This window comes from Anabaena sp. WFMT (assembly GCF_051781005.1).
Lineage (GTDB): Bacteria > Cyanobacteriota > Cyanobacteriia > Cyanobacteriales > Nostocaceae > Anabaena.
The window spans coordinates 179,072-195,838 of record NZ_JBPWOA010000002.1 but is presented as its reverse complement, the minus strand read 5'-3'; the positions used below and the strand labels follow the sequence as shown (position 1 = coordinate 195,838).

Genomic DNA, 16,767 nt, shown 5'->3' with positions numbered 1-16,767 from the left:
AGATATACTATCAGCCATTCAATATTGATTCATCCCTCTAATGGAGGAATAAGCACGGATTTTGCACTCAGATTGAGTATAAGGAGATAGAGGAAAACATCAAATCTTCCCATCTCCTTGAGCTTAAAAAATTAACCGTTGACTATTTCACCACCATTGGGATGTAATACTTGACCAGACATATAAGAAGAGTCATCAGAAGCTAAGAATACAAAACTTGGTGCTACTTCTTCCGGCTGACCGGCTCTTCCCATTGGTACTTGTGCGCCAAAAGTTTCTACTTTCTCTTCTGGGAAAGTTGAGGGAATTAACGGTGTCCAAATTGGTCCTGGTGCTACAGCATTGACGCGAATTCCCTTGGATACTAAGTTTTGTGATAGGGAACGAGTAAAGGCAACAATTGCACCTTTAGTAGAGGAATAATCTAATAATTGAGCATTGCCTTTATAAGCTGTTACTGATGTTGTATTAATGATAGAGCTTCCTTGGCGTAAGTGCTTCATAGCCGCTTTAGTCAGAAAGAACATTGAGAAAATATTAGTTCTAAAAGTGCGTTCTAATTGTTCTTGACTAATATCTTCAATGCTATTTTGAGGGTGTTGTTCAGCAGCATTATTAACGAGAATATCGAGTTTACCAAACTCATCTATTGTTTGTTCTATAGCCTGCTGGCAAAAATCTTCATGGGTAATATCACCTGTAATAGTTACTGCTTTTCTTCCATGTTTTTCAACTAAATTTTTAGTTTCTGTCGCATCTCCATGTTCTTGCAGATAAACTATGGCTACATCAGCACCTTCTTTAGCAAATGCAATAGCTACAGCACGACCAATACCACTATCTCCACCAGTAATTAAGGCGATTTTATCCTTTAATTTACCACTACCCCGATACTCAGCATTTTCTGCTTTGGGTTTTGGTTCCATTTTTGATTCTACACCTGGTGGTTCTTGTGTTTGTGGCGGTTGCATGGTCTTTTGTTTTGGCATAATGATGACTCCAAATTTGATGATTTAAAACCCAATTACCAATTACTAAGAATAAACCTTGGATCGAAATATCAACCCAAGGCTTACTTTTTAGCTCCCACTTGTTCTTTTATTGCAAGTTCAGACTTTTTTCTTGGATATTTGCCCAACGCACTAATATCTAACAGTGCGGGACTTTTTAAGATTACTCCCCACATCTGCACACTTTAATCCAACCACTGAGAATAAGTACACAACTCTCTGTAGATGAAGGATTTATCCTTACCATCTGCCCTTAATTTAAATGTTATTTGTTGATATTTTATCGTTCCCTAGAAATAAACAAAATATCAATTTAGTCAACCTTGAGACGTAGGAATCATAAATTAAAATATATAGATTTTGAATGATGAATGAGCTAAATTTGAACACATAAATGACGATGTAACCCGGAGATGAAAAACATAATTTTGATTAAAATTGAAATATATTGCATCCTCAATGTTTATCATCAGACTTTTCTCAGACATTTACAAAAATATACATACTAAATTAGCGCCTCAACTATTCCTTGAGATATACCTGAGATAATGAGGCAAAAAATGGCATCTAGTCAGGGTATGGGTTATGGTGACAATAAATATTTCTGAGTTAGAACAGGTTGATCAGTTTCGCAATTTACAATTAACTTTACGCGATCGCTGGAAAACTAGCGAGTTATTTGACAACAGCGAAGCGGATATTTTAATTATCCCCTCTTTGAGCATCGACCAACGGGAAATGCAAAAGATTGAAGGGTGTGAACATTATGAAGAAAGATTACTATTTTCTTTAATGCGCTTACGAAATCCCCGGACTAGATTAATTTATGTGACATCAATGCCACTACATCCCAGCATTATTGATTACTATTTACAGCTATTACCCGGAATACCATTTTCTCACGCCCGTCATCGCTTATTACTGCTTTCTACTTATGATTCTTCCCTGAGACCTCTCAGCCAAAAGATTTTAGAACGTCCTCGTTTGATAGAAAAAATTCGTCAAGCTTTGCGATTAGATAAAGCTTTTATGGCTTGTTACAATTCCACATTTTGGGAAGCAGAATTATCACTGAAATTAAATGTACCCCTGTATGCTGCTGCACCAGATTTACAGATTTGGGGGACAAAAAGTGGTAGTCGGCAAATTTTTGCTGAAAGTGGTGTACCTGTTCCAGATGGTAGCGAACTAGTGAAAAATACCGCAGACTTAGCAGTAGCAGCAGCTGATTTATGGGAACGTCAACCGACATTAAAACGGATGGTTGTGAAACTTAATGAAGGAATTTCGGGAGAAGGAAATGCACTTTTTGATCTGCGTCCATTGGTGAATATTGCACCTGGTCAAGGTTCTCATAGTGAAAGAGTAGCAGCAATTAGCGATCGCTTCTCAACCATGCGCTTCCAAGCCACACAAGAAACCTGGGCGAATTTTTCCCAACGTATCCCAGAGTTAGGCGCAATAGTAGAATCATACATCGAAGGAGAAATCAAGCGTTCTCCCAGCGTCCAAGGACGAATTACACCTAATGGAGAAGTAGAAATCCTCTCGACCCATGACCAAATTCTGGGAGGACCAGACGGACAGATTTATCTAGGTTGTAGCTTTCCTGCTGATGAAAAGTACAGATTACAATTACAGCAATTAGGCTTAAAAGTAGGTAAAAAATTAGCAGAAAAAGGCACATTAGAAAGATTTGGTGTTGATTTTGTCACCGTAGACCAAGGTAATGGCCAATGGGATATTCAAGCAATTGAAATCAACCTCCGCAAAGGTGGGACTACTCACCCTTTCATGACCTTAAAGTTATTAACAAATGGACGCTATGACCTGTCCACGGGATTATTTTACAGCCAACAAGGAAGACCTAAATATTACATCGCTACAGACAATTTACAAAAAGACCGTTATAAAGGATTATTACCCAACGATTTAATGGATATCATCGCTCATCATAGATTACATTTTGATAGTGGAACTGAGACAGGTACAGTATTTCATCTCATGGGTTGTCTTTCCCAGTTTGGCAAATTAGGATTAACTAGCATTGGTGATTCTCCCCAACAAGCGGAAGATATTTATAACAAAGTCGTCAAAGTTCTTGATCAGGAAACCAATGGTAAACATAATCACACCCTGTCTTCTGATTATGATTTTACCATGATTGAAGATGGATATAATTACTGATACATTCAACTAAATTACACACCAATGCGAGTCAATTAAAATATCAAATTATGCCCAAAGATGATTCTCAAACTACCCCAGCTAGTATTAGACTTTTTGAACAAAAGGGAGAAACTTCACGCTTCATTGATGCAGAATTAAACGAAAAAGGCGACTTACTCATTTTTGGGCAAGATATAGGTCAAGCACCTATGGAAACCTGGGGTGATACAGACTATGAATTTTGGGTAACTGTAGCAAAAAAGGATAAAGATAAAGTTCTACTAGCATTGCTAAAAAAATTATATAGCGGTAATCCCTCAGCCGTGGATGAGTTTCGTAATTTTTGTAAATCAGAAGGAATTCCATTTAAATTTGAAACATGGACTTAAGATAATGGGTAATTGAAAAAAGTAATTATCAAATTAGAGTAGGTTCATCATTCAGTTTCTGGGATATTTTTTGTTTGTTTGTAAGTACCCACAGTCAAGCCTGATTCCAGATTTGCAGATGAATACTTGTTCAAACCAATACGCTGTGCAGTGTAAATTCCCGAATGACCAGAAAATAGATAGCTGACAACACAAGCAATAGCAATAAATACCCCAGATTCTAAACCAAATAACTCAATTCCCATTAATATTGATGCCAAAGGTGTATTCGCTGCACCTGCAAACACAGCTACAAATCCCATTCCTGCTAATAGCGGTGCAGGTAATGATAAAAACGATGATAAAGCATTACCTAAAGTAGCACCAATAAAAAACAACGGAGTTACTTCCCCACCTTTAAAACCTGCCCCTAAAGTGAGTGCCGTCATACCTAATTTAGCAGCGAAATCCCAGGGAGGTAACTGAGTTTGAAAAGCATCAACAATAGTCGGAATACCCAATCCAATATATTTAGTAGTCCCACTTAAACCAACAATTGCAGCAACCATAGCACCACCGATTAAAGGACGCAGTGGTGGATAAGATATTTTAGCTTTAAATAAATGATTAATTTTGTGCGTTAATTGCGAAAAAACTCTCGCTACAATTCCAAAAATTGCACCTGCAATAATAGCATAAGTAAACATCCAAATTGTCATTGTGGGGATAATTGGAGCGTGTCGATATGCTGTATGATGTAAACCAAATAACAAAGTTACCTGATTCCCAACAATTGCTGCAATTAAAGATGGGAAAAGGGCATCATAATGAATTTTTCCAATTGCTAAAACCTCCAAACCAAAGACTGTTCCCGCTAAGGGTGTCCCAAAAACAGAAGCGAAGCCACCGCTGATACCAGCCATTAACAAAATTCGCCGACTCGCTCCTTTAAAATGCAATATTTTAGTTAATTGATCTGCTAGAGATGCACCCATTTGTAATGCTGTACCTTCACGTCCGGCTGAACCACCAAATAAATGTGTGAGGTCTGTTCCTAGTAGCACAAGGGGAGCCATGCGGAAGGGAATAATATTTTTAGGGTTATGAATTTCTTCGAGTAAAAGGTTATTTCCAGCTTCTACATTCCGACCAAAACAATGATAAATCCAACCACTGATAAATCCACCAATTGGTAAAAAAGCGATAATCCACTGATGAGATTCCCGCCAATTAGTCGCCCATTCTAATGATGATAAAAGAGCAGCAGAAGCAGTACCGGCTAAAATACCAATTATAAAAGAAATTGGCAACCACTTAATTAAATGCCTAGAAGCAATAAATATTTCAAATTGATGCAGGTAATTCATTTACTTAAAAGAGGTATTTTTATGAATTCCAGGAGTTACACATTGACAAAAAAATCAAATATGTGTGTCCGTGAAAACCACATTTATCGTAGGGGTTTAGCACTGCTAAACCCCTACCCCACGGTTGATTTGTCGGTAAAAATAGAATTAGTTTCAGTCTGAAATAAAGTATTTTGGTGAACGCATATCATGATTGATTTGTACAGTGCGTAAATCATTTATTTCCCCGATTTTCTAACAAAATTACAGGAATTGAACTGGCTTCCAAAACTGCTTGTGATACTGAACCAATCAGCACTTGTTCCCACGGTTGATGTCCACGTTTTCCCATGACAATTGCAGTCACATGATACTCTTGAGCAATGCGAATAATCTCTTCGGGAACAGTTCCTGTGGTTGTTAAAAACTCATATTTGATATCCGATAGCAACTTTTTAGCTTGTGCTTCCAGTTGTTTCACACCTTGCTGATTTGAAATATTAACTACGTGGAGAACGATCGCATTTCCATGACTGCGACGGGCTAAATCTGCCACCTTTATCAAAACTTCAGTTGATAAATCAGAGGTGTCTACGGCTGCCAGCAACAGGGTTTGAGTAGCAATTGTGACTTTTGTGGGGTCAACCTCTCCCCTAGTTAATAATTTAGGTGCAAAAGCCATAGTAGCCCAAGCACCTATAGGTGCAGTAGTTATAATAGAAAGGGCTGCGATCGCTAAAATTATATCTCCTCCCTCTATTCCTTGCGCTAGGGGAATCGCCCCAATAGCCGCTTGTACAGTGGCTTTAGCAGAGTTTCCTGGTAGTAAAAACAGTCTTTCGCGCCAATTCCAATTACTACCTAAAGTCGATAAATACCAGCCTATCGTGCGACCAATAAATAAACCAATTGCCAAAATTAACAGGCCGGGTAACAGTATTTTTCCCAATACTTGCAGTGGAATAGTTGCACCCAACAACACAAACAGGAAAATCTCTGCTACTACCCATAAACTATCAAACCCACCCCGCAAGCGTCGCGCTAAAGGTGCATCTAATTCAATTAAGAAAAATCCTAAGGCCATTGTCGCCAAATAACCAGAAAAATAAGGTAAACCATGCGCGACAATTACCAACAATAAAGCTAACCCAGCCGCAATAATCGTATCTTGAACAGCATTTTGAGTCCAGTTTTGTGTGGTTAATAGGGAAACTAACAACCTGGCTGCTAAGTAACCCAACAAAATTCCTAAGCATATCTGCATGATAATTTGCAGTGGGAGTAATTGCAGAGCATTTAAAGTCAAACCCCCAAACAGGGTAATTTTTTCAACTCCTCCTTTACCCAAAAAACTGAGTAAAAGGCTGAAAACTAATAACAGCAAGACATCAGATAAGGCGCTACCAGTTAAAATGGCATCGGGAATACCTTTAGTGACACCCCAACCTAAACTTTTTAGTCTCAGCATTCCCGGAACAATTACAGCGGGAGATTCTGCACCAATGACACAACCTAAAAGCAAACCCGTGGGAAAATCTAATTTAAAAATTACCATAGAAGCGAGACAAAGTGCGATCGCTTCCATAGTCGCAGGTAAAAAACCCAAACGCAGCGCCACAGTCCCCTGTTGAGCCAGTTTTTCTCTATCTAAACCTAGCCCAGCTTTCATCAAAATAATCATTACTGCCACAGTTCTTAATTCATCAGCAGCATTTAACACACCTGCACTGATAACATTCCCTACTTGAGAACCAAGCAAAATCCCCACCAAAATCATCCCCAGTAGCGGCGGAGTGCCTAAACGACGGGCAATTTGTCCGCTAAAATAGCCCATCAATAAAATCCAAATTATACTGAATAACATTCCTAACTCCTGAAAGTGCGATTTGTAAACAGATACTTTCTACAGGGGAGTTAGGTTTGCAAATAGCCCTACTCTCCCGCAGCAAGTCGGAAAAGTAGGAACCATCAGCCTTTCAAAAGGCGGTTTTGGCGAGTTCCATCGCCGTTTATAGCTTTTACATAACTACATTACATCATTTTTCCCAATTCGTTTGGCGCAGGTTTGGGTCTTGTAGCATATTAAAAATTTGATTAGCGAATCAAGTGATAAATTATCTTCAGAATTCCCATGTTTTTCTCGATACAATAGTCTAATTTGAAATCTTTAGTCCATTAAACTAAAATTTTAAGGATATTAATCATATCATATATTTTGATCCACATAACTATATTAACGAAATGAGAGGTTTTTTGATAATATAGCTATATAAATCATACGATGTTAACGAAACCGATAATAATGAGCAACGTTGCAAGAGCCGGTCGCTACGTGGAGCAACCAGCAAAATATAAAGCTTTTATACCTAATGCACTTCCTCCTGTGCCTGAAATTAATATGGATCAGGAGATGTGGCAAATGCTGTCTCAAGCAGATTTAGCATTAGGCCGACTAGATGGTTCTACAGATGCCTTACCTAATCCAGATTTATTTGTATTTATGTATGTTCGTAAAGAAGCCGTTCTTTCTAGCCAGATTGAGGGTACACAAGCCTCACTAATGGATGTTTTAGAATTTGAAGCTAAAGCAATAGAACCAGATAATCCTCAAGATGTAGCTGAGGTAGTTAACTATATTGCCGCCGTTAACTATGGTCTTGAAAGGTTAGCAGACTTACCTGTATCTTTGAGACTAATTCGGGAAATTCACAAGAAGTTAATGAATGGAGTTCGGGGATTTGAGCGTGACCCTGGAGAGTTTCGCCGCACTCAAAATTGGATTGGTTCAGGAGGTTGTTCTTTGAATAATGCTACTTATGTTCCTCCTCCTCCATACGAAATGAATCAAGCTTTAGAAAATTTAGAAAGTTTTCTCCACGATTCAACACCAATACCTGCTTTGATTAAAATTGGGTTGGCTCATGCTCAGTTTGAAACAATTCATCCTTTTCTGGATGGTAATGGCAGAACAGGTCGTATACTAATTACTTTTCTACTGTGTGAACAAAATATACTTAAACGACCATTGTTGTATATCTCTTACTATTTCAAGAAACATCGCACTGAATATTATGACCGTCTTCAAGCTGTGAGAGATAATGGTAACTGGGAAGGTTGGCTTAAATTCTTCTTGCGTGGAGTCCATGAAGTAGCTCAAGAAGCATCTGCAACTGCTCGCAAAATAGTCAGTATGAAAGAAGAACATCGACAGTTAGTGCTAAATACAATGGGTCGTAAATCAGGAAATGCCATAACTTTACTAGAAAGTTTGTACTTCAGACCGATTGTTTCTGTAGAAATTGTTCAAGAAATAATTCAATTATCATATCCCAATGCAAACACACTAATTAGGGAGCTTTGCGAGTTAGGTTTGCTACAAGAAATTACAGGGCAAAAGCGTAATAGAGCCTTTGCTTATCAACCATTTTTAGATGTGTTTAAAGAACCTTAAAAATATAAAGTAGCAGCTAAACTAAATTGTATTTTTACAGATGTAGCGGGAAAACCGTACTTCTCTAACAGGTTTTCATCACTGTACCTCAGAGTTGGACTCGATACAATCAAGACATGGTTGAACAAATGCTGTTGTCTACTAAAAGTTAAAGAAATTAACACAGCATTAACAGGAGAGTGCAATATGGGAAATCAACTGAAAACTGCTGTTTTGTTAGCCACACTTAGCGGCTTATTAATTGCAATTAGTTATTGGGTAATTGGTGGTACAGGTGGTTTGATCATAGGAATTGGGTTAGCAGCAGTTACTAACCTGTTTTCTTGGTATCAATCTGATAAAATTGCCTTGGCAGTTTATCAAGCCCAACCTGTTAGTGAAGCCCAAGCACCGGGACTTTATCGCATGGTGCAAAGATTGTCTGCGCGTGCCAATATTCCCATGCCAGGAGTTTACATTGTTCCTGGACAAACTGCCAATGCTTTCGCTACAGGGAGAGATCCAGAACACGCTGCTGTTGCCGTAACTGAAGGCATTTTAAATATTTTACCAGAGGAAGAATTAGAAGGTGTTATTGCTCACGAACTCACCCATATTATCAATCGTGATACCTTAACTCAAGCCGTTGCTGCTACTGTTGCCGGTGCGATTTCTTTCCTGGCACAAATGTTAAGTTATAGCTTGTGGTTTGGTGGCGGTTCAAGAGATAATGAAAGAGGAGGAAATCCTTTGGGAGTGCTGGTGACAGTTATGCTTGCACCCATAGCCGCGACAGTAATTCAGTTGGCAATTTCCCGCACAAGAGAATTTTCTGCTGATGCTGGTGCTGCAAAATTAACAGGTAATCCCCGCGCTTTAGCTAAGGCTTTACAACGTTTAGAAGCTACAGCAAAACAGATACCTTTAAATGCTAATCCAGCCTTTGAACCATTATTGATTATTCATCCAATTTCTGGGCAATTTTTAGGTAATTTGTTTTCCAGTCACCCTGCAACTGAGGCACGTGTGGAAGCATTACTAAAATTAGAGCAAGAACTACCAACAAGAGCTTATTAAGTACAAAGATACGGTTTTTATCTGCGAGTAAGCTTTGCAAATTAAGGATGTGTGAATTATGACTAATAACAACATTGAATCTTCAGCAATTGTAGTAGAAGTTAATCCTCAAACTAGCGAAATAGTAGAAACGGAAATGGCTGGAGAAACTGATGAAGTGAAGCAAGAAACCAAAGCCTTAATTGAGGCGATTAAAAACCGCGCCCAAGCTGAAGCGAAATCTGCTGGTACTCTCACTCGTGATACCTATTTAAATGCTGTGCGTCAAGCACGGGAGGCGATTGAGAAAGAAAAATTGATTGAGCGCGATAAACTAGAAAATGCCTGGAAGACTATTCAGGAAGAAGCAGAGAAAAATTGGCATACCATGTTTAAGGATTTTACCACCTTAAGCGATCGCTTCACCGACATAGGATATCGCTTCCAAGATGCAGCTAAAGCCGCCTGGGAAGCCTTTCACGCCCCTCGTCCTTAAAATTAAAGTGCGTAACGTGATTTAGGGATACAGCAATGCTGTATCCTTCAGTATTTCTAAAATTATCCAAAAATCGGCTGTAAATCTAAAATAAAACCTAGTAATACATCTTCTCCAGATAAAATTGCAGGAGATTGTAAAATCTCTACTTCTTGATTTTGGCGATAAATTTCTACTTGTTTATCTTTAGGATTAATTAACCAACCTAAACGCAAACCATTATTAATATACTCCCGCATTTTCGCTTGCGTATCTTCTAAATCATCGCTTTCAGAAACTAATTCAATCACAAAATCAGGACACAAAGGCAGAAACTTTTTCTTTTGTTCTGGTGTCAGTGCATTCCATCTTTCTATTTTTATCCAAGACACATCAGGGGAACGAGTACCACCTTTTGGTAATTTAAAACCTGTGGAAGAATCAAAAGCTTTTCCTAAATTATTTTTACGATTCCAAAACCAAACTTGTCCACTTAATTCTAAGTTTCTCTCCCCCGTTTCTCCTCCAGTTGGTGACATAACAATTAATTCCCCTTCCGATGATAATTCCAAACGCAAATCTTTATTAGCATCTACTATTTCTACAAATTCATCATCTGTGAATTTGAATGATTTTGGTATTTGTAAAGTTACAGAAGTCATGATTCATACCTCGTGACCATAGCATTTTTTAGTTGAATTATATACCCGGAACCTCACCCCCAAACCCCTCTCCGTAAACAGAGAGAGGGCTACTGTCACCTAGTTTACCTCGTTCCTAGTCTCCGACTGGGAACGCTCTCCTGGAGGTTCTACCTCCAATCTTAACCGTATTTCTAGAAAGCTAAAAACTAGATTTGAGTGACTTCCAATTTAAAAAATATCCCATTCGTAGGGTGCGTAAAGCACCGTTTGCTATAAATAAAGATGAAAGATGGTGCGTTACGGCTTCTGCCTAACGCACCCTACCGACTACCGACTGCATTTCTACCCTAAACCCAGAAAAGTAGAAATTAAAGGTAAAAGTTTACTACATTCCTCAACCAATTTTGCCGCAGTTGGTAAGTTGCTAAGAACTCCTTTTAACATAGTAATTGCTGTATCTGCTAAATCTTGTTTTTCTTGAGGATTTTGTGCGGCTTCTGCTAAAGATTTGACTTGCTTGAGTGCCTTTTCTTTATCTTTTGGTGTTAAATCACTATCAGCCTCAATCGCTTTTTGCAGTTGTGTCAAAATTTCCTTAATTCCCGGTTTCTCTGGTTCGGGTGCAGATGGTAATTCGTTGATTGTGTTTGTTACTGTACCGCTAATTTCACCTAAATTTAAAGCTTGTCCACTAGCATTAAAATCTCTACCGACACTACCAATTTCAACTTTACGACTGGAATCATTACTGTTAGTCATATTTTTATTCTCTACTTTGTTATCAACTTGAACAGTTATAGGTTTATTGGCTAATAAGCTAGTAATTTCTTTCATATCAGCACTTTGTTGACGATAGATAACTATTTCATTATCTTTTGCTTGTAAAAGTGCTTTATATTTTTCTTCTACTGCTGCTAATGCTAATTGATAATTTTGAGTAAAATCGCTGTGAATCTTTTCTTTATCAGCACCTTCAGGAACAGCAACCTTAAATACAAATATCCCATCACCTTTATCGTCAAAACTCTTTAATTTAGTCTTTTCATCTTCTAGCACTTTTTTTAAAGCCGTAGAAAACGCTTCCCCGTTATCAAGTTTATGACGGAAAATGAAATCAACAGTATTTAAAACCTCCTTAAATAATTTAGTAAAATCTCCTTCCTTAAATTCCCCACTACTAGGACGACGTTCTCGGTCATCTGTTCCTGGTTTGGGATATTCTAAAAGATAGACAAAACGACAATCTACATTATCCAATATAGTTGTAATTTCAATATTCCAAGCTTCCACACAAGCACCTGTCATGTGAGCATTAGTGAAATTAGTACCCACAGCTTGAGAAAGAGTCAGGTTTGCCCATTCTAAACAAGCACCTTGGAAAGTGGCTTCAATAATATCAGCATCTTTTAAATTAGCCTCTTTCAAATCTGCACCAATTAGGTTTGCACCTCTGAGGTTAGCACCAGCATAAGATTTACCCCTACCATTGCCAGTAACCAGCAAGTCTATTACAGCGCGGTTAGTCAATATAGTGCCGTCTACTCTGGCCAAATCTAGTTTTTTAGCTTCATAAAAACGAGTGCGTGTTAGATTGGCATTTCTGAAATCTGTGTTTTTCAGGGTTGCACCAGTAAAATCAGCATCAGTAAAATCAGCGCCACGAAAACTTGTGCCACCTGTAGCAGCAAAAGCCGTACTAAATAAGTCTATCCAAGCATCTTTTTCATGTCTACCTAGAATTATCCACCCAATATAAATACTAAATAATATGAAAGCAAAAGCGAATAATAAAGCAAAGACCAAGGCTAAATCTTTAGGTGATGTTCTAATCACAGTCAAGGCTTTGGGAAAGGCAAAAGTTAAAGTAACAACTAAAAGAGAGGCGACGACATAAAGTACGACTAAAACTCCTAAACCTGCTGTTAAACCTTTACGAATAGCGACAATACAAAAAACCACTACAAAAACTAGGGAAACTGCACCAATTAATATGTTTCCAGGGTTTTGGATGTAAAAAATATTTGCCACTGATAAACCAAGGCTAATTGAGTGAATGAATGCTATTGGTAAAAGCGGAAACCCAGCTAAGAGCAAACCAATTACCCAACGTCGCTGTAGTCCAGCCTTAGCACCACTAAAATCAGCACCTTTAAGAATAGCGTTGGTAAAATTTGCTCCTCTAATATCGGCTTTGCTAAAGTTGGCTTCTGTCAGGTTTTGACCTTTAAAAGATCGCCCTCGGAGATTTTCACCGGAATAGTCTGGCGGCATAATCGCGTCAGCAAGAGTTCATTTATTATATTTTATACATACTTGCTGGTATTTATTCCTATTTTTGCCGAAATTCGCTTAAATTCATCTGTCTGCTGTACTCAAAGCGGCTAATTAACCTTTTCAAAAATGCTGAATTGTTTGATTCGATAAGTCAGGGTTTAGCTGTTACGCAATTATACCTTTTCCAACTTTTCAAACAACCTTTAACATCAAAGTTATGTCCCGCAAAGTGGGTAAGGAAAGCAACTCTGTTATTCTCAATAGCTGGAAATAGATAAACACAGAGTTAACACTATGCTTGTTACTCCGTGTTTTTTATTTTGGTGATTGGGGCATTTGCACCCTTAATTTGTAACGCCCTTTGTTTCTTAATCGTTAATTTAAATATTTTTATATTATCGCTCATCTGTCTTACGACTGGTTTAAATATCTTACTTTAAGATTACGTTTTTGCCTGACAATAGTATTTTAATTAACCTGGAATTTGCGAGATTATTAAAGATACTTGTAAGCAAATTTTATTTTTTTAAATCATTTTTTAAATGTAGATTTAATTACAAATTAATTATACAAACTACCCAATTGTAACCAATTTATTTAATCTGGAATATTGAGTAGTATGATTGTATTTTACACAAGAAATAAACCATCTGACTTTCATCACTAACTGCTAAAAAATCAGTATAAGTTAGCAATTATTAGCTTTTTTCATTATTTCTTATCATTATTGTTGTAATACACAGATTTAAATTCCACTTGATTTGTACCAGGATTATAGAGAGTATAGGTAGCTTGACCGGGAATGCGTCCCACATTCCCCACCCCAATTACTTGACGTGGGGTAACAGTGGTTGTTTGCGGAGACACTTGGTGATCAAGGGTGGTGATTGCACTGGTAATAGAACCAGTTTGCAACTGATACTGAAAAGTTAAACCAGAACGTCCGCAAAATAAATTATTTGCTTGCATCCGCGCCAGTCTATCTAGCATTTGGATAGGAGGCGTTTCTGGGGTAAGTTCTTCATTCACATCTACCGTAGAACCGTGAATTAGCAAGCAATCTAACTCAAAAAAACCAAAATCAAGCGATCGCACCCACTCCACAGTCTGACGAGAAACACTCTCCCACAGCATTTTCACCGTATCCCCCCCATATTTCGCCAACAAATCAGGCGCTTCCCCAGTCGCCCCCAAACCATGCAAAATCAAACACTGTTCCTCCCACCAACCCTTACAAATCATCGGTTCTAACTCACCCCGCAGCGGTGACTTTACCCTTTCCACTAGCGCTTCACATTCCTGTCTTGGGCCAACCAAATCACCCAAAATATACAACGCCTCTAAATAACGTTGGCGCTTAATATCTGCCATCACAGCTTCATAAGCCGCCAAATTCCCTTCAATTCCACTCAAAATAGCCCACATAGTCAATTTTAGATTTTAGATTTTAGATTTTAAATTGGTAATGAGTATTCATATTCCCAGTCCCTAGTCCCCAATCCCTTTACCTTGTGCAAACATGAGTTGGATCATCAGCCCGTTCTGCAAACTCCAACCCATGCGCCAAACGCCAAGCAAAAATTTTCGGTAATCCCTTCTCAATAATTGCTGCACAAGTTTTCTGATAATCATAAACAACTTCTCGCAAAGTCACAGATTGAATATCAGTATCGTAAATCACATAAGTCGCATTTGGTCTACCATGTCGGGGTTCTCCTACTGAACCAACATTCACAATTTGTTTGAGAGGAGATGTAAATCTAATATCCCGTGATTCTTCTTTGCTATCAACCCGCACCTGTAACTGACCAGCATCAAGATTTCGGGAATAAGGAACATGAGTATGACCGCAAAACAACACATCTGCACCTGTCGAAAGCACCCTTTCTAAAGCGACAAAAGCATCAAGTTCCGGTAATAAATACTCATGATTACTATGGGGACTACCGTGAACAAAAGCTAAATTTCCTTCCTTGAAACTGTAGGGTAAATTAGCTAAAAATTCGCGGTTTTCAGAATGAATTTCCTTGTTTGTCCATTGGTGAGCTTCTATTCCTCTTTTTTCGGCTAATAATGAGGGATAACTACAATCACAAGCATTCAAACCTTCCACAATATCTTCATCCCAGCAACCGACACAAGTAGGAATATCTAAAGAGCGAATTTGGCTAACGACAGCATTAGGATGGGGCCCATATCCGACCAAATCACCAACACAAAAGATTTTTTCAGCTTTTTGCTGGTCAATATCTAACAAGACAGCATTTAAAGCTTCAAAATTACCATGAATACATGAAATAACAGCTATTTTCACCCTTGTTTCTCCGCTAATAAAATTTCTTTTACCTGTTGTTGATACTGCACAATCAGAGAATCAGATAAACAGCAATCTGATAATGTTTGTTTTAAAGTTGCTTCATCTAAATTTTTTCCCACCACTTCCAAACCACCAAACCGCTGAGGTCTACCTTCTAAACAGCGTGGTAAATCTAATTCTAGAAAATCGGTTTGGGGAACACCAGCAACAAAATCACAATAAAGAGAACGTCCATCATTGACATCAAAAATTCCCTTAGCACGGCTAACTACACCATAAGCACCATGAGTTATTTCATACCAAAATTCCTCTAAACTGTTTTCATCAATTACTTGACCAGTCGTAGCTACCCGCCATAAGTTTTCTACTGTCGTAGTTTGGGCTGGTGCGCCATAGACAATTTCTTCAGCCCAAGAATTATATTCAGTGTTTTTGGTATTTGGTGGTAAGACTGCTACAGCACGGTATGTCAGATTGTCTAATCCTGACAATATTGATTTTAATTCTAGATAAAAACCCAATTCGACATAAACCGCATCTGCTTTGGGTAGTTGATGAAGAAATTCAATTTCTTGACCATCACCAAAAACTTGAATACCAGGAAAATCGGTAGATATGCGAGTTTGGTCAACAATAACATTCCCTGACCCAGGACTAAAATAAATTAATTTATCAACAGATTTAATATCTCTAATTTGTTGATAAATCCAATTGGTTTTTCCAGCCCCAGATAATCCAGCGACGACAGTAATACTTGGTATAGTCATAATCAGATCATAAAAATGCAATAAATTAGGAGTTAGGCTTCACCGTGAGCGTCAGTCGAACGGAGTCAGAATATTTTTCAAATCCATATATCTAAATTAAAATTTAGTAGGAATAATTTCCACTAACCTAATTAAAAAATCAATAATGTAGAGATAAGAAATTTCCTATCTCTACATAGTACACCTAAATTTACATTTGCATCCAGCCAAGGCTTTTAGTGAAAATTAGGATTGTGTCGAATCAAATTCATAAACTCTTCACGGGTGCGAGCATCTTCTGAGAATACACCACGCATTGCACTAGTCACAGTCCAAGAACCGGGTTTTTGTACACCGCGCATCACCATACACATATGAGTTGCTTCTATAACCACTGCAACCCCTTTGGGTTTAAGTAAACCTTGCAGTGCATCAGCAATTTGTAAAGTTAATCGTTCTTGCACTTGCAAACGTCTTGCATACATTTCACAAATGCGGGCAATTTTTGATAAACCAATGACTTTACCATTAGGAATATAGGCGACATGAGCGCGGCCAATAACTGGTAGAATATGATGTTCGCAGGAACTGAAAATATCAATATCCCGGACTAATACCATTTCATCAGCGTCTTCTGTAAAAACTGCTCCATTTAATAGTTCATCTAAGGATTCATTATATCCTTTGGTGAGAAATTGCAAGGCTTTAACAACCCTTTTAGGAGTATCTTTTAACCCTTCCCGGTCAGGATTTTCGCCTAGTCCAATCAGCAAAGTACTGACAGCCTGCATCATTTCTGCTTCTGTCACAATTGTTTGTTGCTGAGTAGATAAGGATGACACCATCTGAGCAGCAGAATTCAGATCGGGACGAATCGATAAAGTCATTTTCTTTGTTTTAATTGAGATAGATTATGTGTTGATTAATAGTTA

At 38.1% G+C, this 16,767-nt stretch carries 14 protein-coding genes and 1 riboswitch; of the genes, 5 read left to right on the top strand and 9 right to left on the bottom strand.

Annotated elements, in window-relative coordinates:
- Nucleotides 1-131: 131 nt before the first annotated feature.
- A complete protein-coding gene (locus ACSQ6I_RS01145; protein WP_438888410.1) occupies nucleotides 132-989 on the bottom strand; it encodes an SDR family oxidoreductase in 858 nt (285 codons plus the stop codon).
- 606 nt (nucleotides 990-1,595) lie between these two features.
- On the opposite strand from ACSQ6I_RS01145, the gene ACSQ6I_RS01140 reads away from it, so the two are divergent.
- Both ACSQ6I_RS01140 and ACSQ6I_RS01135 read left to right on the top strand, forming a co-directional pair.
- Complete coding sequence (locus ACSQ6I_RS01140; RefSeq protein WP_438888408.1) at nucleotides 1,596-3,197, top strand: peptide ligase PGM1-related protein; 1,602 nt, start codon at nucleotides 1,596-1,598, stop codon at nucleotides 3,195-3,197.
- Nucleotides 3,198-3,247: 50 nt separating this feature from the next.
- Nucleotides 3,248-3,568, top strand: a complete 321-nt coding sequence (locus tag ACSQ6I_RS01135; RefSeq protein WP_438888407.1) for a hypothetical protein — start codon at nucleotides 3,248-3,250, stop codon at nucleotides 3,566-3,568.
- A 47-nt stretch (nucleotides 3,569-3,615) separates the two neighbouring features.
- Here the strand turns inward: ACSQ6I_RS01135 and ACSQ6I_RS01130 are convergent, their stop codons facing one another.
- Together ACSQ6I_RS01130 and ACSQ6I_RS01125 are read right to left on the bottom strand one after the other, a co-directional pair.
- Nucleotides 3,616-4,914, bottom strand: a complete 1,299-nt coding sequence (locus tag ACSQ6I_RS01130) for a voltage-gated chloride channel family protein (RefSeq protein WP_438888406.1) — start codon at nucleotides 4,912-4,914, stop codon at nucleotides 3,616-3,618.
- 214 nt (nucleotides 4,915-5,128) lie between these two features.
- Nucleotides 5,129-6,757 carry a cation:proton antiporter gene (locus ACSQ6I_RS01125; protein WP_438888405.1) on the bottom strand — a complete coding sequence of 543 codons (1,629 nt, stop codon included), beginning with the start codon at nucleotides 6,755-6,757 and terminating at the stop codon, nucleotides 5,129-5,131.
- An 88-nt stretch (nucleotides 6,758-6,845) separates the two neighbouring features.
- Nucleotides 6,846-6,909: riboswitch (Fluoride riboswitch) on the bottom strand.
- Nucleotides 6,910-7,195: 286 nt separating this feature from the next.
- Here ACSQ6I_RS01125 and ACSQ6I_RS01120 point away from each other — a divergent pair.
- From ACSQ6I_RS01120 to ACSQ6I_RS01110, 3 genes are all read left to right on the top strand, one after another.
- Nucleotides 7,196-8,344 carry a Fic family protein gene (locus tag ACSQ6I_RS01120; RefSeq protein WP_438888404.1) on the top strand — a complete coding sequence of 383 codons (1,149 nt, stop codon included), beginning with the start codon at nucleotides 7,196-7,198 and terminating at the stop codon, nucleotides 8,342-8,344.
- 186 nt (nucleotides 8,345-8,530) lie between these two features.
- Complete coding sequence (locus ACSQ6I_RS01115) at nucleotides 8,531-9,400, top strand: zinc metalloprotease HtpX (RefSeq protein WP_438888403.1); 870 nt, start codon at nucleotides 8,531-8,533, stop codon at nucleotides 9,398-9,400.
- 58 nt (nucleotides 9,401-9,458) lie between these two features.
- Entirely contained in the window at nucleotides 9,459-9,875 is a 417-nt protein-coding gene (locus ACSQ6I_RS01110; RefSeq protein WP_438888402.1) for a hypothetical protein, read from the top strand.
- Nucleotides 9,876-9,937: 62 nt separating this feature from the next.
- On the opposite strand, the gene ACSQ6I_RS01105 is transcribed toward ACSQ6I_RS01110, so the two are convergent.
- The 6 genes from ACSQ6I_RS01105 to folE form a co-directional block, all read right to left on the bottom strand.
- Nucleotides 9,938-10,516, bottom strand: a complete 579-nt coding sequence (locus tag ACSQ6I_RS01105; protein WP_438888400.1) for a Uma2 family endonuclease — start codon at nucleotides 10,514-10,516, stop codon at nucleotides 9,938-9,940.
- 324 nt (nucleotides 10,517-10,840) lie between these two features.
- Complete coding sequence (locus ACSQ6I_RS01100; RefSeq protein WP_438888399.1) at nucleotides 10,841-12,769, bottom strand: pentapeptide repeat-containing protein; 1,929 nt, start codon at nucleotides 12,767-12,769, stop codon at nucleotides 10,841-10,843.
- Between the two features lie 714 nt (nucleotides 12,770-13,483).
- Nucleotides 13,484-14,203 (bottom strand): metallophosphatase, encoded by a 720-nt coding sequence (locus ACSQ6I_RS01095; RefSeq protein ID WP_438888398.1) that lies wholly within the window; start codon nucleotides 14,201-14,203, stop codon nucleotides 13,484-13,486.
- Nucleotides 14,204-14,276: 73 nt separating this feature from the next.
- Entirely contained in the window at nucleotides 14,277-15,086 is an 810-nt protein-coding gene (locus tag ACSQ6I_RS01090) for a metallophosphoesterase family protein (protein ID WP_438888397.1), read from the bottom strand.
- On the bottom strand, nucleotides 15,083-15,856 hold the full coding sequence (locus ACSQ6I_RS01085) for a GTP-binding protein (RefSeq protein ID WP_438888395.1): 774 nt from the start codon (nucleotides 15,854-15,856) through the stop codon (nucleotides 15,083-15,085). The genes ACSQ6I_RS01090 and ACSQ6I_RS01085 overlap by 4 nt, the downstream gene beginning before the upstream one ends.
- A gap of 215 nt (nucleotides 15,857-16,071) precedes the next feature.
- Complete coding sequence (folE, locus tag ACSQ6I_RS01080; protein WP_438888394.1) at nucleotides 16,072-16,722, bottom strand: GTP cyclohydrolase I FolE; 651 nt, start codon at nucleotides 16,720-16,722, stop codon at nucleotides 16,072-16,074.
- Nucleotides 16,723-16,767: the final 45 nt, after the last annotated feature.

Coding starts and splice junctions, on each gene's coding strand:
- ACSQ6I_RS01145 (WP_438888410.1), bottom strand. CDS start 989: ATGCCAAAACAAAAGACCATGCAACCGCCACAAACACAAGAACCACCA.
- ACSQ6I_RS01140 (WP_438888408.1), top strand. CDS start 1,596: ATGGTGACAATAAATATTTCTGAGTTAGAACAGGTTGATCAGTTTCGC.
- ACSQ6I_RS01135 (WP_438888407.1), top strand. CDS start 3,248: ATGCCCAAAGATGATTCTCAAACTACCCCAGCTAGTATTAGACTTTTT.
- ACSQ6I_RS01130 (WP_438888406.1), bottom strand. CDS start 4,914: ATGAATTACCTGCATCAATTTGAAATATTTATTGCTTCTAGGCATTTA.
- ACSQ6I_RS01125 (WP_438888405.1), bottom strand. CDS start 6,757: ATGTTATTCAGTATAATTTGGATTTTATTGATGGGCTATTTTAGCGGA.
- ACSQ6I_RS01120 (WP_438888404.1), top strand. CDS start 7,196: ATGAGCAACGTTGCAAGAGCCGGTCGCTACGTGGAGCAACCAGCAAAA.
- ACSQ6I_RS01115 (WP_438888403.1), top strand. CDS start 8,531: ATGGGAAATCAACTGAAAACTGCTGTTTTGTTAGCCACACTTAGCGGC.
- ACSQ6I_RS01110 (WP_438888402.1), top strand. CDS start 9,459: ATGACTAATAACAACATTGAATCTTCAGCAATTGTAGTAGAAGTTAAT.
- ACSQ6I_RS01105 (WP_438888400.1), bottom strand. CDS start 10,516: ATGACTTCTGTAACTTTACAAATACCAAAATCATTCAAATTCACAGAT.
- ACSQ6I_RS01100 (WP_438888399.1), bottom strand. CDS start 12,769: ATGCCGCCAGACTATTCCGGTGAAAATCTCCGAGGGCGATCTTTTAAA.
- ACSQ6I_RS01085 (WP_438888395.1), bottom strand. CDS start 15,856: ATGACTATACCAAGTATTACTGTCGTCGCTGGATTATCTGGGGCTGGA.
- folE (WP_438888394.1), bottom strand. CDS start 16,722: ATGACTTTATCGATTCGTCCCGATCTGAATTCTGCTGCTCAGATGGTG.